The following is a 20,352-nucleotide window of genomic DNA, read 5'->3' as shown; positions in this document are numbered from 1 at the left end:
TTTACTGAATTGTAAACCTCCTTTTTCTTATAATTGATAGAATTACTGATTACACTTTTAAAAAGTCGCTTTTTGGTGGTTATTATGGTATAATGGGTGCCAAGAGGTTTGGAATGAAAAAATTTTATGTAAGTCCTATTTTCCCCTTAATATTAGGAATAGTGGCGTTCGGAGTGCTATCTGTGCAACTTGTTTTTGTAACGAATACACTGGTAACGCTATTTCTTTTGCTACTTATTTTGGGTTCATATATTTTACTATTCATCCATCAGAGAGACTACTACTCAAGGAGTGAAGTAGAACAAATCCAGTATGTAAACCACCAAGCTGAAGAAAGTTTGACAACCTTGTTAGAACAGATGCCTGTCGGAGTTATTAAATTAGACTTGTCGTCAGGTGAAGTTGAATGGTTTAATCCTTATGCTGAATTGATTTTGACTAATGAAGTGGGCGAGATTGATGTGGCATTAATTCAAACAATTATCAAGGCATCGGTAGGAAATCCAGGTTCTTATGCTACCTTGGGTGAGACCCGCTATTCGGTTCATATGGACAAGGTGTCTGGAGTTCTTTACTTCTTTGATGTGTCTGGAGAATACGAAGCGACTGTTGAGTTAGTAACGAGTCGACCTGTGATTGGGATCGTTTCCGTTGACAACTATGATGATTTAGAAGATGAAACATCGGAGTCTGATATCAGTCATATCAATAGTTTTGTAGCCAATTTTGTTTCAGAATTTGCTGGTAAACATGCCATGTTCTCCCGTCGAGTAAGTATGGATCGCTTTTATCTATTTACGGACTACACGGTGCTTGAGGGATTGATGAACGATAAATTTTCTGTTATTGATTCTTTCAGAGAAGAGTCGAAACAGAGACAGTTGCCCTTGACCTTAAGTATGGGATTTTCTTATGGTGATGGAAATCATGATGAGATAGGGAAAGTTGCATTGCTCAACTTAAACTTGGCTGAAGTGCGTGGTGGCGACCAAGTGGTTGTCAAGGAGAATGACGAAACGAAAAATCCCGTTTATTTTGGTGGTGGATCTGCGGCGTCAATCAAGCGTACAAGGACACGTACGCGCGCTATGATGACAGCTATTTCAGATAAAATTAGAAGTGTAGATCAGGTTTTTGTAGTTGGTCATAAAAACCTTGATATGGATGCTTTGGGTTCTGCTGTAGGTATGCAGTTATTTGCTAGTAATGTAACAGAAAATAGTTATGCTCTTTATGATGAAGAACAAATGTCGCCGGATATTGAACGAGCTGTTTCATTCTTAGAAAAAGAAGGAGTTACGAAGTTGTTGTCTGTTAAGGATGCAATGGGGATGGTAACCAATCGTTCTTTGTTGATTCTTGTAGACCATTCAAAGACAGCTTTAACTTTATCGAAAGAATTTTATGATTTATTTACCCAAACTATTGTTATTGACCACCATAGAAGGGATCAGGATTTTCCAGATAATGCGGTTATTACTTATATCGAAAGTGGTGCAAGTAGTGCCAGTGAGTTGGTAACGGAATTGATTCAGTTCCAGAATTCTAAGAAAAATCGTTTGAGTCGTATGCAAGCAAGTGTTTTAATGGCTGGTATGATGCTGGATACTAAAAATTTCACCTCACGAGTGACTAGTCGGACATTTGATGTTGCTAGCTATCTCAGAACGAGAGGAAGTGATAGTATTGCTATCCAAGAAATCGCTGCGACAGATTTTGAAGAATATCGTGAGGTCAATGAACTGATTTTACAGGGACGTAAATTAGGTTCAGATGTACTGATAGCAGAGGCTAAGGACTCGAAATGCTATGATACGGTTGTTATTAGTAAGGCAGCAGATGCCATGTTAGCTATGTCAGGTATTGAAGCGAGTTTTGTTCTTGCGAAGAATACACAAGGATTTATCTCTATCTCAGCTCGAAGTCGTAGTAAACTGAATGTACAACGGATCATGGAAGAGCTGGGAGGTGGAGGCCACTTTAATTTGGCAGCAGCTCAAATTAAGGATTCAACCTTGTCAGAAGCAGGTGAAAAACTGACAGAAATTGTATTAAATGAAATAAAGGAAAAGGAGAAAGAAGAATGAAAGTAATCTTTTTAGCAGATGTTAAAGGAAAAGGTAAAAAAGGCGAAATTAAGGAAGTACCAACAGGGTATGCGCAAAACTTTCTTATCAAAAAGAATCTAGCCAAAGAAGCGACTGCTCAAGCGGTAGGTGAGCTTCGTGGTAAACAAAAATCTGAAGAAAAAGCTCACGCTGAGATGATTGCAGAAGCAAAAGCAATTAAAGCCCAACTAGAAGCAGAAGAAACAGTTGTAGAATTTGTTGAAAAAGTTGGTCCAGATGGTCGTACCTTTGGTTCAATTACCAATAAGAAGATTGCAGAAGAACTGCAAAAGCAATTTGGAATTAAGATTGATAAACGTCATATTCAAGTACAAGCTCCGATTCGAGCAGTTGGTTTGATTGATGTACCAGTGAAAATCTATCAAGATATCACAAGTGTGATCAATCTTCGTGTGAAAGAAGGGTAAATTTACACTTTCTTGACAAGATTGTAAAAGGAAGGGAAGTCTGATGGCAGAAGTAGAAGAGTTACGAGTACAACCTCAAGATATCTTAGCTGAGCAATCCGTTTTAGGGGCTATCTTTATTGACGAGAGCAAGCTTGTTTTTGTGCGAGAATATATTGAGTCTCGAGACTTTTTTAAGTATGCCCATCGTTTGATTTTCCAAGCTATGGTCGATTTATCCGATCGTGGGGATGCCATAGATGCAACAACGGTTCGTACTATCCTTGATAATCAAGGTGATTTGCAGAATATTGGTGGCTTGTCTTACCTGGTTGAGATTGTCAATTCTGTGCCAACTTCTGCTAATGCGGAGTATTATGCTAAAATTGTTGCAGAAAAGGCTATGTTACGGCGATTAATCGCTAAGTTGACAGAGTCTGTCAATCAAGCTTACGAGGCTTCGCAACCAGCTGATGAAATCATTGCTCAGGCAGAAAAAGGCCTGATTGATGTCAGCGAAAATGCTAATCGAAGTGGATTTAAGAATATTCGAGATGTGTTGAATGTCAACTTTGGAAATCTGGAAGCTCGCTCGCAACAAACGACCGATATTACAGGTATTGCGACAGGCTATCGTGACTTGGATCATATGACGACTGGACTTCATGAGGAGGAGTTGATTATCCTAGCAGCCCGTCCGGCGGTTGGTAAGACAGCCTTTGCCTTGAATATTGCTCAGAATATTGGGACTAAGTTGGACAAAACAGTTGCTATTTTTTCACTCGAAATGGGTGCGGAAAGTCTAGTAGACCGTATGTTAGCTGCAGAAGGTTTGGTGGAATCCTATTCTATCCGTACGGGTCAATTGACTGATGAGGAATGGCAAAAGTATACCATTGCTCAAGGGAATCTAGCGAATGCAAGTATCTATATCGATGATACGCCAGGGATTCGGATTACAGAGATTCGTTCTCGTTCTCGTAAACTGGCTCAAGAAACGGGCAATCTTGGTTTGATTTTAATAGACTATTTGCAGCTTATCACGGGAACTGGTCGGGAAAATCGTCAACAAGAGGTTTCAGAAATTTCACGTCAGTTGAAAATTTTAGCTAAGGAACTGAAGGTTCCAGTAATCGCTCTAAGTCAGCTTTCTCGTGGTGTAGAACAACGTCAGGATAAGAGACCGGTCTTGTCTGATATTCGTGAATCTGGGTCTATTGAGCAGGACGCTGATATCGTAGCCTTTCTTTATCGCGACGATTACTATGAGCGTGGTGGTGAAGAAGAGGAAGGCATACCGAATAATAAGGTAGAAGTTATTATCGAGAAAAACCGTAGTGGAGCTCGTGGAACGGTGGAATTAATTTTCCAAAAAGAATACAATAAATTTTCAAGTATCTCAAAGAGGGAGGCATAAGATGTCAGATGCATTTACAGATGTAGCCAAGATGAAAAAAATCAAAGAAGAAATCAAGGCACATGAGGGACAAGTCGTAGAAATGACTTTGGAGAATGGTCGTAAGCGCCAAAAAAATAGATTGGGTAAGCTAATTGAGGTTTATCCATCCCTATTTATCGTTGAATTTGGGAACGTTGAAGGAGATAAACAAGCTAATGTTTACGTTGAATCCTTTACTTACTCAGATATCCTTACAGAAAAGAATTTGATTCATTATCTTGACTAAAGTGAGAAATTTTCTCACTTTTTCTTTTTTCTCCGAATAGTTTAAGTGAAGGCAATCTTCGATTTATATTATTTTTCAAGGAGGAAGAATGAAAGTTTTACCATTCAAAGTAACAGAGACAGGATTTTCTTTGAGAAAATCAGTTAAAAAGGTTGTTCCTTTTTTAGCAGTAGGATTGATGCTAGTAGCGAGTGATAGTGTATATGCCTATTCCTATTCTGGAGGAAATGGATCGATTGCGCGTGGGGATGATTATCCTACTTACTATAAAAATGGGAGTCAGGAAATTGATAAGTGGCGCATGTACTCTCGTCAGTGTACTTCATTTGCAGCCTTTCGCTTGAGTAGTGTCAATGGTTTTGAGATTCCAGGAGCTTATGGAAATGCGAATGAATGGGGGTATCGTGCTCGTCGTGAAGGCTATCGTGTAGATAGTGTACCAACGATTGGATCTATTGCTTGGTCTACTGCAGGAGGATATGGTCATGTTGCTTGGGTTTCAAATGTAATGGGGGATAATATAGAAATTGAGGAATACAACTATGGTTATACAGGATCCTACAATAAACGAATTATAAAAGCGAATACAATGGCAGGATTTATTCATTTTAAAGATTTGGATGGAGGGAATGTCGTAAGTAGTAGCAACGTATTCAATAGTCAACCTTTGTCTTCTTCAGGAGGAACACATTATTTTAAGAATAAGGCAGCTATTAAAAATCAACCTTTAGCTAGTGCAACTTCAATTGCCTATTATTCTCCAGGTGAGAGTGTTCATTATGATCAGATACTTGAAAAAGATGGGTACAAGTGGTTGAGTTATATATCTTATAGTGGAAGTCGTCGCTATATTCAGTTAGAGGAGGTTGTGTCATCGCAGATTCAAACAGAAGGTAGTTCCAATGATGTTCTGACTGTTGGTTGGAAAAAAATAAATGGTAGTTGGTATCATTTCAAATCAAATGGCTCTAAATCAACGGGCTGGTTGAAAGACGGTTCTAGCTGGTATTATTTGAAATCATCTGGTGAAATGCAGACAGGTTGGTTAAAGGAAAATGGTCTGTGGTATTATCTGGATAGTTCAGGAGCAATGAAAACAGGATGGTATCAAGTCTCTGGTAAGTGGTATTATTCTTACTCTTCAGGTGCCTTAGCTGTCAATACGACGGTGGATGGCTACAGAGTAAATAGTGATGGAGAACGAGTATAGAAAATTGGAGTAGGAAATTTTTCCTGCTCTTTTCTGTAAGCAGTTTCCTTGACATTTTTTTTATTTTGCGCTATCATATGTCCATATAATATATGGGAGTCTGTGTACAGTCTGAGAGGAAGTGTTAAACTTCGACCGCACCTGATCTGGGTAATGCCAGCGGAGGGAACGATACTTAGTCTATTCTTGACCTTTTTCCATATATGGTAAAGGTTTTTCTTTTTGTAAAAAGGAAAACGAGAAGAGGAGGTTTTTATGAAAGCAAGCATTGCCTTGCAAGTTTTACCCCTAACACAGGGGATTAATCGGATTGCTGTTATCGATCAGGTCATTGCTTATCTGCAAGCTCAAGAAGTGACCATGGTAGTGACACCATTTGAAACAGTCTTGGAAGGGGAGTTTGATGAGCTTATGCGCATTCTCAAAGAAGCGCTAGAGGTGGCAGGACAGGAGGCAGATAATGTCTTTGCCAATGTCAAAATAAATGTAGGAGAGATTTTAAGTATTGATGAGAAACTTGAAAAGTATACTGAGACGACACATTAGTCTATTGGGCTTTCTAGGAGTCTTGTCAATCTGGCAGTTAGCAGGTTTTCTTAAACTTCTCCCCAAGTTTATCCTGCCGACACCTCTTGAAATTCTCCAGGCCTTTGTTCGTGATAGAGAATTTCTCTGGCACCATAGCTGGGCGACCTTGAGAGTGGCTTTATTGGGACTGATTTTGGGAGTCTTGATTGCCTGTCTCATGGCTGTACTTATGGATAGTTTGACTTGGCTCAATGACCTGATTTACCCTATGATGGTGGTTGTTCAGACCATTCCGACCATTGCCATAGCCCCTATTCTGGTCTTGTGGCTAGGTTATGGGATTTTGCCCAAGATTGTCTTGATTATCTTGACGACAACCTTTCCAATCATTGTCAGTATTTTGGACGGTTTTAGGCATTGTGACAAGGATATGCTGACCTTGTTTAGTCTGATGCGGGCCAAGCCTTGGCAAATCCTGTGGCATTTTAAAATCCCAGTCAGCTTGCCTTACTTTTATGCAGGTCTGAGGGTCAGTGTCTCCTACGCCTTTATCACAACAGTGGTATCTGAGTGGTTGGGAGGCTTTGAGGGTCTAGGTGTCTACATGATTCAGTCCAAGAAACTGTTTCAGTATGATACCATGTTTGCTATTATTATTCTGGTATCGATTATCAGTCTTCTCGGTATGAAGCTGGTCGATATTAGTGAAAAATATGTTATTAAATGGAAACGTTCGTGAGATAAGAATGTTTCAAAAAAGAAAAGAGGAAATTGAAATGAAGAAAACATGGAAAGTGTTTTTAACTGTTTTAACAGCTCTTGTAGCTGTTGTGCTTGTAGCTTGTGGTCAAGGAACTGCTTCTAAGGATAATAAGGAAGCAGAACTTAAGAAAATCGACTTTATCTTAGACTGGACACCAAATACCAACCACACAGGGCTTTATGTGGCTAAGGAAAAAGGTTATTTCAAAGAAGCTGGAGTGGATGTTGATTTGAAATTGCCACCAGAAGAAAGTTCTTCTGATTTGGTTATCAATGGTAAGGCACCATTTGCAGTCTATTTCCAAGACTACATGGCTAAAAAATTGGAAAAAGGAGCAGGAATTACTGCCGTTGCAGCTATCGTAGAGCACAATACATCAGGAATTATCTCTCGTAAATCTGACAATGTAGCTAGTCCAAAGGACTTGGTTGGTAAGAAATATGGTACATGGAATGACCCAACTGAACTTGCTATGTTGAAAACCTTGGTAGAATCACAAGGCGGAGATTTTGAAAAAGTTGAAAAAGTACCAAACAACGACTCAAACTCTATCACACCGATTGCTAATGGAGTATTTGATACTGCATGGATCTACTATGGATGGGATGGAATTCTTGCTAAATCTCAAGGTGTAGATGCTAACTTCATGTACTTGAAAGACTACGTTAAAGAATTTGACTACTACTCACCAGTTATCATCGCCAACAACGACTATTTGAAAGATAACAAAGAAGAAGCACGTAAAGTCATCCAAGCTATCAAAAAAGGTTACCAATATGCCATGGAGCATCCAGAAGAAGCAGCTGATATCCTCATCAAGAATGCACCTGAACTTCAGGAAAAACGTGACTTTGTCATCGAATCTCAAAAATACTTGTCAAAAGAATACGCAAGCGACAAGGAAAAATGGGGTCAATTTGATGCAGCTCGCTGGAATGCCTTCTACAAATGGGATAAAGAAAATGGTATCCTTAAAGAAGACTTGACAGACAAAGGCTTCACCAACGAATTTGTGAAATAATGACAGAAATAAGACTAGAACACGTCAGTTATGCCTACGGACAAGATAGGATTTTAGAGGACATCAACCTGCAGGTGACTTCAGGAGAAGTTGTTTCTATCCTAGGTCCAAGTGGTGTTGGAAAGACCACCCTCTTTAACCTAATCGCTGGGATTTTAGAAGTTCAGTCAGGGAGAATTGTCCTTGATGGTGAAGAAAATCCCAAGGGGCGCGTGAGTTATATGTTGCAAAAGGATCTGCTCTTGGAGCACAAGACGGTGCTTGGTAATATCATTCTGCCCCTCTTGATTCAAAAGGTGGATAAGGCGGAAGCCATTGCCCGCGCGGATGAAATTCTTGCGACCTTCCAGTTGACAGCTGTACGGGACAAGTATCCTTATGAACTCAGTGGCGGGATGCGTCAGCGTGTAGCCTTGCTCCGAACCTACCTTTTCGGGCACAAGCTCTTTCTCTTGGATGAGGCCTTTAGTGCCTTGGATGAGATGACCAAGATGGAACTCCACGCTTGGTATCTGGAGATTCACAAGCAGTTACAACTGACAACATTGATTATCACGCATAGTATCGAGGAGGCCCTCAATCTCAGCGACCGCATCTATATCTTGAAAAATCGCCCTGGACAGATTGTTTCAGAAATTAAACTAGATTGGTCTGAAAATGAGGACAAAGAAGTTCAAAAGATTGCCTACAAACGTCAAATCTTGGTAGAATTAGGCTTAGATAAGTAGAAAAAGTGGGAGTTGGTGAAGATTATCCTTTACCAGCGTCCTTTTTCTTTTAAAAATGAGAAAATTTCGGTATAATAGTCAAAGATAGTCAAGGTTTAAAGAGAGAGGTGGGTTTGTAATGAGATTTAAAAATACATCGGATCATATTGAGGCCTACATCAAGGCGATTTTAGATCAATCTGGTATTGTAGAGTTGCAACGTAGTCAGTTGGCAGATACTTTTCAGGTTGTTCCTAGTCAGATTAACTATGTGATTAAGACACGCTTTACGGAAAGTAGAGGCTACTTGGTTGAAAGTAAGCGTGGTGGTGGAGGCTACATTCGTATAGGACGGATTGAGTTTTCTAGTCATCATGAAATGCTTAGGGAGCTGCTTTACTCAATTGGTGAGCGGGTCAGTCAAGAAATTTATGAGGATATTCTCCAGCTTTTGGCTGAGCAGGAATTGATGACCAAGCAGGAGATGAATTTGCTAGTATCAGTAGCTTTGGATCGCGTTCTAGGAGAAGAAGCTCCAGTTGTTCGAGCAAACATGCTACGACAGGTCATACAAGAGGTAGATAGAAAAGGGAAGTAAGATGAACTATTCAAAAGCATTGAATGAATGTATCGAAAGTGCCTACATGGTTGCTGGCCATTTTGGAGCTCGTTACCTAGAGTCTTGGCACTTGTTGATTGCCATGTCTAATCACAGTTATAGTGTGGCAGGGGCAACTTTGAATGATTATCCATATGAGATGGACCGTTTAGAAGAAGTCGCTTTGGAACTGACTGAAACGGACTATAGCCAGGATGAAACCTTTACGGAATTGCCGTTCTCCCATCGTTTGCAGGTTCTTTTTGACGAAGCAGAGTATGTAGCGTCAGTGGTCCATGCTAAGGTGCTAGGGACGGAACACGTCCTCTATGCGATTTTGCATGATGGAAATGCCTTGGCGACTCGTATCTTGGAGAGGGCTGGTTTTTCTTATGAAGACAAGAAAGATCAGGTCAAGATTGCTGCTCTACGTCGAAATTTAGAAGAACGAGCAGGCTGGACTCGTGAAGATCTCAAGGCTTTACGCCAACGCCATCGTACAGTAGCTGACAAGCAAAATTCTATGGCCAATATGATGGGCATGCCCCAGACTCCGAGCGGTGGTCTCGAGGACTATACCCATGATTTGACAGAGCAAGCTCGTTCAGGTAAGTTGGAGCCAGTCATCGGTCGGGATAAGGAAATCTCGCGTATGATTCAAATCTTGAGCCGGAAAACCAAGAATAATCCTGTCTTGGTTGGAGATGCGGGTGTCGGGAAAACAGCTCTGGCGCTTGGTCTTGCCCAGCGTATTGCTAGTGGGGATGTACCTGCGGAAATGGCTAAGATGCGCGTGTTAGAGCTTGATTTGATGAATGTCGTCGCAGGGACACGTTTCCGTGGTGACTTTGAAGAACGCATGAATAATATCATCAAGGATATTGAAGAAGATGGGCAAGTCATCCTCTTTATCGATGAACTCCACACTATCATGGGTTCTGGGAGTGGAATTGATTCGACTCTGGATGCGGCCAATATCTTGAAGCCAGCCTTGGCGCGTGGAACTTTGAGAACGGTTGGTGCGACCACTCAGGAAGAATACCAAAAACACATCGAAAAAGATGCGGCCCTTTCTCGTCGTTTTGCCAAAGTGACGATTGAAGAGCCAAGCGTGGCCGACAGTATGATCATTTTACAGGGTTTGAAGGCGACTTATGAGAAACATCACCGTGTGCAAATCACAGATGAAGCAGTTGAAACAGCGGTCAAGATGGCTCATCGTTACTTGACTAGTCGTCACTTGCCAGACTCTGCTATCGACCTCTTAGATGAAGCGGCAGCAACAGTGCAAAATAAATCCAAGCATGTGAAAGCAGACGATTCAGGTTTGAGTCCAGCTGACAAGGCCTTGATGGATGGCAAGTGGAAACAGGCAGCTCAGCTAATCGCAAAAGAAGAGGAAGTGCCTGTCTATAAAGACTTGGTGACAGAGTCTGATATTTTGACTACCTTGAGTCGATTGTCAGGCATCCCAGTCCAAAAACTCACCCAAACAGATGCTAAGAAATACCTGAATCTGGAAGCTGAATTGCACAAACGTGTCATCGGGCAAGATCAAGCTGTTTCAAGCATTAGCCGTGCCATTCGCCGTAATCAGTCTGGTATTCGTAGTCACAAGCGTCCGATTGGTTCCTTTATGTTCCTAGGACCCACAGGTGTCGGGAAGACCGAATTGGCTAAGGCTCTAGCAGAAGTCCTCTTTGATGACGAATCAGCTCTTATCCGCTTTGATATGAGTGAGTATATGGAGAAATTTGCAGCCAGCCGTCTCAATGGAGCTCCTCCGGGCTATGTGGGGTATGAAGAAGGAGGGGAGTTGACCGAGAAAGTTCGCAACAAACCATACTCTGTTCTCCTCTTTGACGAGGTAGAAAAAGCCCACCCAGACATCTTTAATGTTCTCTTGCAGGTCTTGGATGACGGTGTCTTGACCGATAGCAAGGGACGCAAGGTTGACTTTTCAAATACCATTATCATTATGACGTCAAACATTGGTGCGACAGCCCTTCGTGATGACAAGACAGTTGGATTTGGGGCAAAAGACATTCGTTTTGACCAGGAAAATATGGAAAAACGCATGTTCGAAGAGCTGAAAAAGGCTTATAGACCTGAGTTTATCAACCGTATTGATGAAAAGGTGGTCTTCCATAGCCTATCTAGTGACCATATGCAGGAAGTGGTGAAGATTATGGTCAAACCTTTAGTGGAAAGTTTGGCTGAAAAAGGCATTGACTTGAAATTACAAGCTTCCGCACTGAAATTATTGGCAAATCAAGGATATGACCCAGAGATGGGAGCTCGCCCACTTCGCAGAACCCTACAAACAGAAGTGGAAGACAAGTTGGCAGAACTTCTTCTCAAGGGAGAATTAGAGGCAGGCAGCACACTTAAGATTGGTGTCAAAGCAGGCCAGTTAAAATTTGATATTGCATAAAAACGAGGTCGGGATAAAGTTCCCGACCTCTTTATGTACTATCATGAGATGGTTTTGTGTTGCGACTGTTTTTAGGGATGGCTATTTTTCTTAGAATTGCTCATGATGCGAATGAATAAATCTTTGTATTTATATTTTAAATAGGTTTCATGTAAGTACAATAAAGTTATATCTACAATCATAAAAATGGTTATTAGGTAAAATAAATCAAATGTAGTCTGAGCATAGCGAACTGCAGACTGATAAGAACAGAAAGCTCCCAAAATCACTCAAGGAAGATACTTGTAATACTTATTTAGCATAAGAATGCACCTCCTATATTCTATTTCAATGTTATTATATTCCTTTGTACTTAAAGTTTTAAGCGATTACACAAGAGTAATTTAAAAATATTACTCAAAATAGGAATTTTTTTCTGTTTTATTACGAATAGAAGAGTAGGAGGAGTAAAGGTGTTTAAATTATGTGAGATTTTTAAAATAGTTTAAACAAATTGTTGACATGTTTAAAATGTAATGTTACAATTATATTACAAAAAGATTTCTTTATATTTCTAAAACATTACAAAGGAGTGGAAAAATGAAAAAGAAAACCTATATCAAATTGATGGCAGCAACTGTATTGGCTTCTACCTTGCTATTGGGAGCTTGTGGAAATAAAAAGGAAACAACTCAAGCAAGCAGTTCTGCTAAGACAAGCCAATCATCAAGTTCTAAAGCAGCTTCTGCTAGCAAAGAAAGCAAGACTCAGAAGTCCTCAAGTTCAGTTTCATCTGAAAAGGCCAAGGCGTCTACTGACCAGTCTGTAGCAACACCAACACCAGAGCAAAGACAAGGTCAAGAGGTGTCTAATCAACAGGCAGCTAGTCAACAAACGCCTGCTCAGACTCCTTCAACTCAACAGGCTCCTCAAGCCCAGTCTAACCAATCAAGCTATGACCCAACAACTGACCGTAAACTTCAAGACAAGCAAGCAGAGCAGAATAAACGCTACAAGGGTGTTTTAGCCATGGTAGACGGTGATTTCTCAGCAGCAGCGGGCAATTGGAAGGGAGCAAATGGCGAAAATATCACAGTTTCATCAGGTGGTCAATTTACAGTAGAATCTTCTGATGGAAAGAAAGAAAATTACTCTATCAAAGGCTACTCTTATACTCTTGATGGTGGCAAGTATAATGCCAAAATCGGTGGAGGGAGAGTCATCCAAATTACAACAGGAGCGGATGGTAAGGTTTCCAGTGTTGCTTTAAATCAATAATAACCCTCAGTATTTGAATTTTTATAATCAAAGAAAATCCGTCAGCTCAATAAGAGTTGACGGATTATTTTATACTTATACTTGGGTTAAAAATTCTTCTGTAGTAAGAATTTGAGCAAATTCATCTTGTAGAGAAAGGAGATTAATCTCATGGATAGTCTCAGGAGAGATGGCCTGACCGTTTTTGTTAGATAGGGTAAAACTGGCAGTGGCATCTGCTAGTAAAGTGACTTTAAAACCAAGATTTGCTGCCATTCGTGTCGTAGTAGATACACAGTGAGGCAGAGTCAAACCAACAACGACTAAATGACCAATCTGATTTCTTCGTAAATATGTTTCAAGATTTGTTCCAATAAAGGCGCTATTAACTGTTTTTTGAAAGACAGGTTCGGAAGCAACTGGTTCAAATCCACTTTTAAACTCCTGATTTTGTTTGTTATGAAATTGCGACTGAGGATTGTCAGATATGTGTTGAACGTGTAAGACTGGAAGACCGTGTTTACGAAAGTATGCCAGTACCCTCAATGCTTGTTGTTCAGCTTGAGGGTTGTTTCGTTCTCCCCAGATAGGGTTATCAAATGCTTTTTGCATATCGATAATCAGTAGAGCAGTATGAACCATTTTATGCCTTATCCAATTGCAAGAGAGCCTCAATCTCTGCTAGGGTGCTAGCTTGTGAAATGGCTCCACGGAGTTTGGCAGCGCCAGATGTTCCACGGAGGTAGTGAGGAGCGAGGCCACGGAATTCACGAACTGCTACGTTTTCCCCTTTGAGGTTAATCAAACGTTTCAAGTGTTCGTAGGCGATTTTCATCTTGTCTTCAAAGGTCAAATCAGGTAGGATTTCTCCTGTTTCAAAGTAATGGTTGATTTGGTTAAAGAGGTAAGGATTTCCCATGGCTGCGCGGCCAATCATGACTGCGTCAGCACCAACTTCTTCGATACGCTGTTTGGCTTCTTGGACAGTACGGATATCACCGTTGGCGATAAATGGAATCTTGGTCAAAGCTTGAGCGACCTTGTGAAGGGTCTCAAGGTCTGCGTGACCTGTATACATTTGCTCACGGGTACGGCCATGCATGGCGAGGGCAGAAACGCCTGCAGCTTCAGCAGCGAGGGCATTTTCTACTGCAAGAGACGGGTCAGCCCAGCCTGTACGCATTTTGACAGTAAGTGGAATATCAAGGACAGACTGGACCTTGTTGATGATAGAGTAAATCTTATCTGGATCCTTGAGCCACATAGCACCAGCTTCGTTCTTCACGATTTTGTTAACTGGGCAGCCCATGTTGATATCCACGATATCGGTCTTAGTGTTTTCTTGGATGAATTCTGCTGCGCGTGCTAGGCTGTCTTCATCACTACCAAATAGTTGGATAGAGACTGGGTTTTCTCCTTCATCGATATGAAGCATGTGCAGGGTTTTTTCATTGTTGTATTGGATTCCCTTGTCAGAGACCATCTCCATGACAACGAGTCCAGCCCCAAGCTCTTTTGCGATAGTACGAAAGGCTGAGTTGGTGACACCAGCCATAGGTGCTAAAACGGTACGATTGGGAATCTCAACATTGCCAATCATAAAGGGTGTATTAAGATTTGTCACGAATGAGTTCCTCCAGGTCGTTTTCATCAAAGTTGTAAGTAGTTTGGCAGAATTGACAAGTGATTTCTGCCCCGTGGTCTTCCTCTTTCATTTCCTGTAGGTCTGAGCTTGGAAGGCTGGCAAGAGCGTTCATAAAGCGTTCATGGCTACAGTCACATTGGAAACGGATTTCTTCTTCAGAAAGAAGCTTGTAGGCCTCGTCACCGTAGATAGCCTTGAGGAGGGCTTCGATATGGTCTTCACTTTCCAGAAGGGTTGAGATAGCTGGCATTTCTTGGATGCGTTTTTCAAAGCGAGCAATCTCTTCTTCCTTGGCTCCTGGCAAGACTTGAACTAGGAAACCACCTGCAACCTTGACCTTGTCTTCCTCGTCCAAAAGGACATTGAGGCCGACTGCTGAAGGTGTTTGTTGGCTTTCAGTCAGGTAAAAGGCAAGGTCTTCACCAATTTCTCCAGAGATAAGGGGAGTCATAGAGTTGTAAGGATTTCCAGTACCGTAGTCTGTGATAACGAGGAATTGACCGTTTCCAACAAAAGGTCCGACTAGAACTTCACCAGTTGCAGTCTTTTTGATGTCAACACCAGGATTTTGAACGTAGCCTTTGACGTTCCCCTTGGTATCAGCGACCGTGATAATGGCACCAAGAGAGCTAGAGCCCAGCACCTTAACTGTTAGTTTAGTATTTCCTTTTTCATTGGCTACGAGAATCTGGCTAGCGATAAGAGTTCGACCAAGCGCTACAGTTGAGCTAGCTTGGGTTTGGTGTTTTTCTTGAGCAGTGCGGACGGTTTCCGTGCTATCAAGGACAAAAGCACGAAAGGCTCCGCTTTCTGATATAGTTTTAATAATTTTATCCATAGCTACTATTTTAGCATAAAAATGCTCAAATGGGGAGCCGTGTGTTTGCTGATTTTCAGGATAATGGACCAGGAAATCAGCAGGTAAATAAAAAGAGAAACAGATTATTTCAGCATTTGTAAGATTTATGCTATGCTTAAGGTAGAAAATGAAAGGGGTAACAAATGTATTTAGGAGATTTGATGGAAAAGGCTGAATCTGGCCAATTTTCAATCCTTTCCTTTCTATTACAAGAGTCTCAGACGACTGTCAAGGTTGTAATGGAGGAAACAGGATTTTCAAAAGCAACCCTAACTAAATATGTCACCCTGCTCAATGATAAGGCTTTGGATAGTGGTTTAGATCTGAATATCTCCTTTGAAGATGAAAATCTGCGTCTGTCAATCGGTGCAGCTACCAAGGGGAGAGATATTCGGAGCTTGTTTTTGGAGAATGCTGTTAAATACCAAATTTTAGTCTATCTTCTCTACCATCAACAGTTTTTGGCCCATCAACTGGCTCAAGAATTGATGATTAGCGAGGCTACACTTGGTCGCAACTTAGCTAGTTTAAATCAGATTTTGTCAGAATTTGACTTATCCATCCAAAATGGACGTTGGCGAGGTCCAGAGCATCAGATTCGCTATTTCTATTTCTGTCTTTTCCGTAAGGTTTGGTCCAGTCAGGAATGGGAAGGCCACATGCAGAAACCAGAGAGAAAACAGGAAGTTGCTACACTAGAAGAAATCTGCGGTGCGAGTTTGTCTTCGGGGCAGAAGTTAGACTTGGTTCTATGGGCTCACATCAGTCAACAGCGTCTTCGGGTTAATGCCTGTCAGTTCCAAGTGATAGAAGAAAAAATGCGAGGGTATTTTGACAATATTTTCTATCTTCGTTTGCTGAGAAAGGCTCCTTCCTTTTTTGCCGGGCAACACCTTCCTCTAGGAACTGAGGATGGTGAGATGATGATATTCTTCTCTTTCCTCCTATCCCATCGCATTCTTCCTCTTCATACAATGGAATATATCCTTGGTTTTGGAGGGCAGTTGGCAGATTTACTGACGCAATTGATTCAAAAAATGAAGAAGGAGGAGTTGCTAGGTGATTATACAGAGGATCACGTTACCTATGAACTCAGTCAGCTTTGTGCTCAAGTCTATCTCTATAAGGGCTATATTTTACAGGACCGCTACAAGTACCAGTTAGAGAATCGTCATCCTTATTTGTTGATGGAACATGATTTTAGGGGAACGGCAGAGGAGATTTTTCATGCTCTACCTGCCTTTCAGCAGGGGACGGATTTGGATAAGAAAATTCTCTGGGAATGGCTCCAGTTGATCGAATATATGGCTGAAAACGGTGGCCAGCATATGCGGATTGGTCTGGATTTGACATCAGGTTTTCTTGTCTTTTCAAGGATGGCAGCCATTTTGAAACGGTATTTGGAATACAATCGTTTTATCGCCATTGAAGCCTATGATTGTACTCGGCATTATGATTTGCTGGTTACCAATAACCCGATTCATAAGAAGGAACAGACCCCAGTTTATTATTTAAAAAACGACTTGGATATGGAAGATTTGGCAGGGATTCGTCAGTTATTATTCACTTAAAAGGCTTGGTTGTTCCAGGTCTTTTTTGTGAAATTCACACAATCTCCTCACATTTTTTAAAAAATTAAAAAAAGTTGATGAACAAGAAAGCGCTTTATTTTGTATACTAGTAAGTGTAAAGAGGAAACATCCTCAAGATCTTTATCAGGAGGACAGCACATGTCACAAGAAAAATTCATTATGGCCATTGACCAGGGAACTACAAGTTCTCGTGCCATCATTTTCAACAAAAAAGGGGAAAAGGTTAGCTCGAGTCAAAAAGAGTTTACCCAGATTTTCCCTCAGGCAGGTTGGGTTGAACACAATGCCAATGAAATTTGGAACTCTGTTCAGTCAGTTATTGCGGGAGCTTTCATCGAAAGTGGTGTCAAGCCAAATCAAATCGAAGCAATCGGGATTACTAACCAGCGTGAAACAACTGTCGTCTGGGATAAGAAAACAGGACTTCCTATCTACAACGCTATTGTTTGGCAATCACGTCAGACAGCTCCTTTGGCTGAGCAACTAAAAAGCCAAGGTTATGTGGAAAAATTCCATGAAAAGACTGGTTTGATCATCGATGCTTACTTCTCAGCGACTAAGGTTCGTTGGATTTTGGATCATGTAGAAGGAGCTCAAGAGCGAGCAGAAAAGGGTGAATTGCTCTTTGGTACCATTGATACTTGGTTGGTTTGGAAATTGACTGACGGTGCGGCTCACGTGACGGACTACTCAAATGCAGCCCGTACCATGCTTTATAACATTAAAGAACTCAAATGGGATGATGAGATTTTGGAAATTCTCAACATTCCGAAGGCTATGCTGCCAGAAGTTCGTTCTAACTCTGAAATTTACGGTAAGACAGCGCCATTCCATTTCTATGGTGGACAAGTGCCAATCTCAGGTATGGCTGGGGACCAACAAGCAGCCCTCTTTGGACAGTTGGCCTTTGAACCAGGTATGGTCAAGAATACTTATGGAACAGGTTCTTTCATCATCATGAATACTGGTGAAGAAATGCAGTTGTCTGAAAACAACCTATTAACAACCATTGGTTACGGAATCAACGGCAAGGTTTACTATGCCTTGGAAGGTTCTATCTTCATCGCAGGAAGTGCTATTCAGTGGCTTCGTGACGGTCTTCGCATGGTTGAAAATTCACCAGAATCTGAAAAATACGCTCGTGATTCTCACAACAATGATGAAGTTTATGTCGTTCCAGCCTTTACAGGTCTAGGTGCTCCATACTGGAACCAAAACGCTCGCGGTTCTGTCTTTGGTTTGACTCGTGGAACAAGTAAAGAAGACTTTATCAAGGCAACTCTTCAATCTATCGCTTATCAAGTGCGTGACATCATCGACACCATGCAGGTAGATGCTCAAACAGCTATCCAAGTCTTGAAAGTAGACGGTGGTGCAGCTATGAACAACTTCCTCATGCAGTTCCAAGCTGATATTTTGGGAATCGATATCGCACGCGCCAAAAACTTGGAAACAACAGCTCTAGGGGCAGCCTTCCTAGCAGGTTTGTCAGTAGGCTACTGGAAAGATTTGGATGAGTTGAAACTCTTGAACGAGACAGGAGAACTCTTTGAGCCATCTATGAACGAATCTCGCAAGGAACAACTCTACAAGGGCTGGAAGAAGGCTGTAAAAGCAACGCAAGTCTTTGCGGAAATCGATGACTAATACTGGAAGAATAAAGCAACTTAGTTAGAAAGTGTGTAAATATGGAATTTTCAAAGAAAACACGTGAATTATCAATTAAAAAAATGCAGGAACGTACCTTGGACCTCTTGATTATCGGTGGGGGAATTACAGGTGCTGGTGTAGCCTTGCAGGCAGCAGCTAGTGGTCTAGATACTGGTTTGATTGAAATGCAGGACTTCGCAGAAGGAACATCCAGCCGTTCAACAAAATTAGTTCACGGAGGTCTTCGTTACCTCAAACAATTTGACGTAGAAGTTGTATCAGATACGGTTTCTGAACGTGCAGTGGTTCAACAAATCGCACCACACATTCCAAAACCGGACCCAATGCTCTTGCCAGTTTACGATGAGGATGGAGCGACCTTTAGCCTCTTCCGTCTTAAAGTAGCTATGGATTTGTACGACCTTTTGGCAGGAGTTAACAACACACCAGCTGCAAACAAGGTTTTGAGCAAGGAAGAAGTCTTGGAACGCCAACCAAACTTGAAGAAAGAAGGTTTGGTAGGAGGTGGGGTTTACCTTGACTTCCGTAACAACGATGCGCGACTCGTGATCGAAAACATCAAACGTGCTAACCAAGACGGTGCCCTCATTGCTAACCACGTTAAGGCAGAAGGCTTCCTCTTTGACGAAAGTAGCAAGATTACAGGTGTTGTAGCGCGTGATCTCTTGACAGACCAAGCCTTTGAAATCAAGGCGCGTCTGGTGATTAACACAACAGGTCCTTGGAGCGACAAGGTACGCAATTTGTCTAATAAGGGAACCCAATTCTCACAAATGCGCCCAACTAAGGGAGTTCACCTAGTCGTGGATTCAAGCAAGATTAAGGTTTCACAGCCAGTTTACTTTGACACAGGTTTGGGTGACGGTCGTATGGTCTTTGTTCTCCCACGTGAAAACAAGACTTACTTTGGTACAACTGATACAGACTACACAGGTGATTTGGAACATCCAAAAGTAACTCAGGAAGATGTAGATTATCTACTTGGCATTGTCAACAACCGCTTCCCAGAAGCCAACATTACCATTGATGATATCGAAAGCAGCTGGGCAGGTCTTCGTCCATTGATCGCAGGCAATAGCGCTTCTGACTACAATGGAGGAAATAACGGAACCATCAGTGATGAAAGCTTTAACAACTTGATTGCGACTGTTGAATCTTATCTCTCTAAAGAAAAAACGCGTGAAGATGTTGAATCTGTTGTCAGCAAGCTTGAAAGTAGCACATCTGAGAAGCATTTGGATCCATCTGCAGTTTCTCGTGGGTCTAGTTTGGATCGTGATGACAATGGCCTTTTAACCCTTGCTGGTGGTAAAATCACAGACTACCGTAAGATGGCTGAAGGAGCTATGGAGCGCGTGGTTGACATTCTCAAAGCAGAATTTGACCGCAGCTTTAAACTCATCAACTCTAAGACTTACCCTGTTTCAGGTGGGGAATTGAACCCAGCAAATGTGGATTCAGAAATCGAAGCCTTTGCGCAACTTGGAGTGTCACGTGGTTTGGATAGCAAGGAAGCTCATTACCTAGCAAATCTTTACGGTTCAAATGCACCGAAGGTCTTTGCTCTCGCTCACAGCTTGGAACAAGCGCCAGGACTCAGCTTGGCTGATACCTTGTCCCTTCACTATGCAATGCGCAATGAGTTGGCTCTTAGCCCAGTTGACTTCCTTCTTCGTCGTACCAACCATATGCTCTTTATGCGTGATAGTTTGGATAGCATCGTTGAGCCAGTTTTGGATGAAATGGGACGATTCTATGACTGGACAGAAGAGGAAAAAGCAGCTTACCGTGCGGATGTTGAAGCAGCTCTTGCTAACAACGATTTAGTAGAATTAAAAAATTAAGAAAAAGGAAAAGAGGTGGAGGGCAGGACTCCTTGTCGCCCGCC

At 41.6% G+C, this 20,352-nt stretch carries 19 protein-coding genes; 15 read left to right on the top strand and 4 right to left on the bottom strand.

Annotated elements, in window-relative coordinates; all coding sequences use genetic code 11:
* Positions 1 to 113: 113 nt before the first annotated feature.
* From N8M09_RS04465 to N8M09_RS04415, 11 genes are all read left to right on the top strand, one after another.
* The gene (locus tag N8M09_RS04465; protein WP_261064105.1) at positions 114 to 2,087 is read left to right on the top strand and encodes a DHH family phosphoesterase; all 1,974 of its coding nucleotides are present in this window, start codon (positions 114 to 116) and stop codon (positions 2,085 to 2,087) included.
* Positions 2,084 to 2,536: a 50S ribosomal protein L9 gene (rplI, locus tag N8M09_RS04460; protein WP_000864214.1), complete on the top strand. Its 453-nt coding sequence runs from the start codon at positions 2,084 to 2,086 to the stop codon at positions 2,534 to 2,536. Before N8M09_RS04465 ends, rplI begins: the two co-directional genes overlap by 4 nt.
* Before the next feature lie 43 nt (positions 2,537 to 2,579).
* Positions 2,580 to 3,932 (top strand): replicative DNA helicase, encoded by a 1,353-nt coding sequence (dnaB, locus tag N8M09_RS04455; protein ID WP_261064103.1) that lies wholly within the window; start codon positions 2,580 to 2,582, stop codon positions 3,930 to 3,932.
* Position 3,933: 1 nt separating this feature from the next.
* Positions 3,934 to 4,200 carry a Veg family protein gene (locus tag N8M09_RS04450; protein ID WP_001278169.1) on the top strand — a complete coding sequence of 89 codons (267 nt, stop codon included), beginning with the start codon at positions 3,934 to 3,936 and terminating at the stop codon, positions 4,198 to 4,200.
* An 88-nt stretch (positions 4,201 to 4,288) separates the two neighbouring features.
* Positions 4,289 to 5,410 carry a choline binding-anchored murein hydrolase CbpD gene (cbpD, locus tag N8M09_RS04445; protein ID WP_261064101.1) on the top strand — a complete coding sequence of 374 codons (1,122 nt, stop codon included), beginning with the start codon at positions 4,289 to 4,291 and terminating at the stop codon, positions 5,408 to 5,410.
* Positions 5,411 to 5,665: 255 nt separating this feature from the next.
* On the top strand, positions 5,666 to 5,956 hold the full coding sequence (locus tag N8M09_RS04440) for a thiamine-binding protein (protein WP_261064098.1): 291 nt from the start codon (positions 5,666 to 5,668) through the stop codon (positions 5,954 to 5,956).
* A complete protein-coding gene (locus N8M09_RS04435; protein WP_161683551.1) occupies positions 5,919 to 6,677 on the top strand; it encodes an ABC transporter permease in 759 nt (252 codons plus the stop codon). The genes N8M09_RS04440 and N8M09_RS04435 overlap by 38 nt, the downstream gene beginning before the upstream one ends.
* A gap of 37 nt (positions 6,678 to 6,714) precedes the next feature.
* A complete protein-coding gene (locus N8M09_RS04430; protein WP_000754561.1) occupies positions 6,715 to 7,722 on the top strand; it encodes an ABC transporter substrate-binding protein in 1,008 nt (335 codons plus the stop codon).
* Positions 7,722 to 8,450, top strand: a complete 729-nt coding sequence (locus tag N8M09_RS04425) for an ABC transporter ATP-binding protein (protein WP_261064094.1) — start codon at positions 7,722 to 7,724, stop codon at positions 8,448 to 8,450. The genes N8M09_RS04430 and N8M09_RS04425 overlap by 1 nt, the downstream gene beginning before the upstream one ends.
* A gap of 118 nt (positions 8,451 to 8,568) precedes the next feature.
* On the top strand, positions 8,569 to 9,027 hold the full coding sequence (locus N8M09_RS04420; protein WP_261064093.1) for a CtsR family transcriptional regulator: 459 nt from the start codon (positions 8,569 to 8,571) through the stop codon (positions 9,025 to 9,027).
* A gap of 1 nt (position 9,028) precedes the next feature.
* Positions 9,029 to 11,461 (top strand): ATP-dependent Clp protease ATP-binding subunit, encoded by a 2,433-nt coding sequence (locus tag N8M09_RS04415; protein ID WP_261064091.1) that lies wholly within the window; start codon positions 9,029 to 9,031, stop codon positions 11,459 to 11,461.
* A gap of 71 nt (positions 11,462 to 11,532) precedes the next feature.
* Here N8M09_RS04415 and N8M09_RS04410 read toward each other — a convergent pair whose 3' ends face one another.
* Positions 11,533 to 11,730: a hypothetical protein gene (locus N8M09_RS04410; protein WP_261064089.1), complete on the bottom strand. Its 198-nt coding sequence runs from the start codon at positions 11,728 to 11,730 to the stop codon at positions 11,533 to 11,535.
* Between the two features lie 310 nt (positions 11,731 to 12,040).
* Here N8M09_RS04410 and N8M09_RS04405 point away from each other — a divergent pair, with 310 nt between their 5' ends.
* Positions 12,041 to 12,718, top strand: coding sequence for a hypothetical protein (locus N8M09_RS04405; protein ID WP_261064087.1), 678 nt, complete (start codon positions 12,041 to 12,043; stop codon positions 12,716 to 12,718).
* 75 nt (positions 12,719 to 12,793) lie between these two features.
* On the opposite strand, the gene N8M09_RS04400 is transcribed toward N8M09_RS04405, so the two are convergent.
* From N8M09_RS04400 to hslO, 3 genes are read right to left on the bottom strand one after another with little or no spacing between them, the layout of a single operon-like run.
* Positions 12,794 to 13,339: a cysteine hydrolase family protein gene (locus N8M09_RS04400; protein WP_261064085.1), complete on the bottom strand. Its 546-nt coding sequence runs from the start codon at positions 13,337 to 13,339 to the stop codon at positions 12,794 to 12,796.
* Position 13,340: 1 nt separating this feature from the next.
* Positions 13,341 to 14,321 carry a tRNA dihydrouridine synthase DusB gene (gene dusB, locus N8M09_RS04395; RefSeq protein ID WP_000183308.1) on the bottom strand — a complete coding sequence of 327 codons (981 nt, stop codon included), beginning with the start codon at positions 14,319 to 14,321 and terminating at the stop codon, positions 13,341 to 13,343.
* Positions 14,308 to 15,180 (bottom strand): Hsp33 family molecular chaperone HslO, encoded by an 873-nt coding sequence (hslO, locus tag N8M09_RS04390; RefSeq protein WP_261064082.1) that lies wholly within the window; start codon positions 15,178 to 15,180, stop codon positions 14,308 to 14,310. The genes dusB and hslO overlap by 14 nt, the downstream gene beginning before the upstream one ends.
* A 164-nt stretch (positions 15,181 to 15,344) precedes the next feature.
* On the opposite strand from hslO, the gene N8M09_RS04385 reads away from it, so the two are divergent.
* From N8M09_RS04385 to glpO, 3 genes are all read left to right on the top strand, one after another.
* Positions 15,345 to 16,772 carry a helix-turn-helix domain-containing protein gene (locus N8M09_RS04385; RefSeq protein ID WP_261064080.1) on the top strand — a complete coding sequence of 476 codons (1,428 nt, stop codon included), beginning with the start codon at positions 15,345 to 15,347 and terminating at the stop codon, positions 16,770 to 16,772.
* Positions 16,773 to 16,931: 159 nt separating this feature from the next.
* Entirely contained in the window at positions 16,932 to 18,440 is a 1,509-nt protein-coding gene (glpK, locus tag N8M09_RS04380; RefSeq protein ID WP_261064078.1) for a glycerol kinase GlpK, read from the top strand.
* Between the two features lie 41 nt (positions 18,441 to 18,481).
* Complete coding sequence (gene glpO, locus N8M09_RS04375) at positions 18,482 to 20,308, top strand: type 1 glycerol-3-phosphate oxidase (protein WP_261064076.1); 1,827 nt, start codon at positions 18,482 to 18,484, stop codon at positions 20,306 to 20,308.
* The last annotated feature ends 44 nt before the right edge of the window (positions 20,309 to 20,352 follow it).

The sequence above is a fragment of the Streptococcus mitis genome (assembly GCF_946190375.1).
GTDB lineage: Bacteria > Bacillota > Bacilli > Lactobacillales > Streptococcaceae > Streptococcus > Streptococcus mitis_CJ.
This window is presented reverse-complemented; position numbering and strand designations above follow the sequence as displayed.

Excerpts from the sequence above, each read along its gene's own strand:
- N8M09_RS04465 (WP_261064105.1), top strand. The coding sequence starts at position 114 with ATGAAAAAATTTTATGTAAGTCCTATTTTCCCCTTAATATTAGGAATA.
- N8M09_RS04400 (WP_261064085.1), bottom strand. The coding sequence starts at position 13,339 with ATGGTTCATACTGCTCTACTGATTATCGATATGCAAAAAGCATTTGAT.
- N8M09_RS04435 (WP_161683551.1), top strand. The coding sequence starts at position 5,919 with ATGAGAAACTTGAAAAGTATACTGAGACGACACATTAGTCTATTGGGC.
- cbpD (WP_261064101.1), top strand. The coding sequence starts at position 4,289 with ATGAAAGTTTTACCATTCAAAGTAACAGAGACAGGATTTTCTTTGAGA.
- N8M09_RS04415 (WP_261064091.1), top strand. The coding sequence starts at position 9,029 with ATGAACTATTCAAAAGCATTGAATGAATGTATCGAAAGTGCCTACATG.
- rplI (WP_000864214.1), top strand. The coding sequence starts at position 2,084 with ATGAAAGTAATCTTTTTAGCAGATGTTAAAGGAAAAGGTAAAAAAGGC.
- N8M09_RS04430 (WP_000754561.1), top strand. The coding sequence starts at position 6,715 with ATGAAGAAAACATGGAAAGTGTTTTTAACTGTTTTAACAGCTCTTGTA.
- hslO (WP_261064082.1), bottom strand. The coding sequence starts at position 15,180 with ATGGATAAAATTATTAAAACTATATCAGAAAGCGGAGCCTTTCGTGCT.
- glpO (WP_261064076.1), top strand. The coding sequence starts at position 18,482 with ATGGAATTTTCAAAGAAAACACGTGAATTATCAATTAAAAAAATGCAG.
- glpK (WP_261064078.1), top strand. The coding sequence starts at position 16,932 with ATGTCACAAGAAAAATTCATTATGGCCATTGACCAGGGAACTACAAGT.
- dnaB (WP_261064103.1), top strand. The coding sequence starts at position 2,580 with ATGGCAGAAGTAGAAGAGTTACGAGTACAACCTCAAGATATCTTAGCT.
- N8M09_RS04425 (WP_261064094.1), top strand. The coding sequence starts at position 7,722 with ATGACAGAAATAAGACTAGAACACGTCAGTTATGCCTACGGACAAGAT.
- N8M09_RS04385 (WP_261064080.1), top strand. The coding sequence starts at position 15,345 with ATGTATTTAGGAGATTTGATGGAAAAGGCTGAATCTGGCCAATTTTCA.
- N8M09_RS04405 (WP_261064087.1), top strand. The coding sequence starts at position 12,041 with ATGAAAAAGAAAACCTATATCAAATTGATGGCAGCAACTGTATTGGCT.
- N8M09_RS04450 (WP_001278169.1), top strand. The coding sequence starts at position 3,934 with ATGTCAGATGCATTTACAGATGTAGCCAAGATGAAAAAAATCAAAGAA.
- N8M09_RS04440 (WP_261064098.1), top strand. The coding sequence starts at position 5,666 with ATGAAAGCAAGCATTGCCTTGCAAGTTTTACCCCTAACACAGGGGATT.
- N8M09_RS04420 (WP_261064093.1), top strand. The coding sequence starts at position 8,569 with ATGAGATTTAAAAATACATCGGATCATATTGAGGCCTACATCAAGGCG.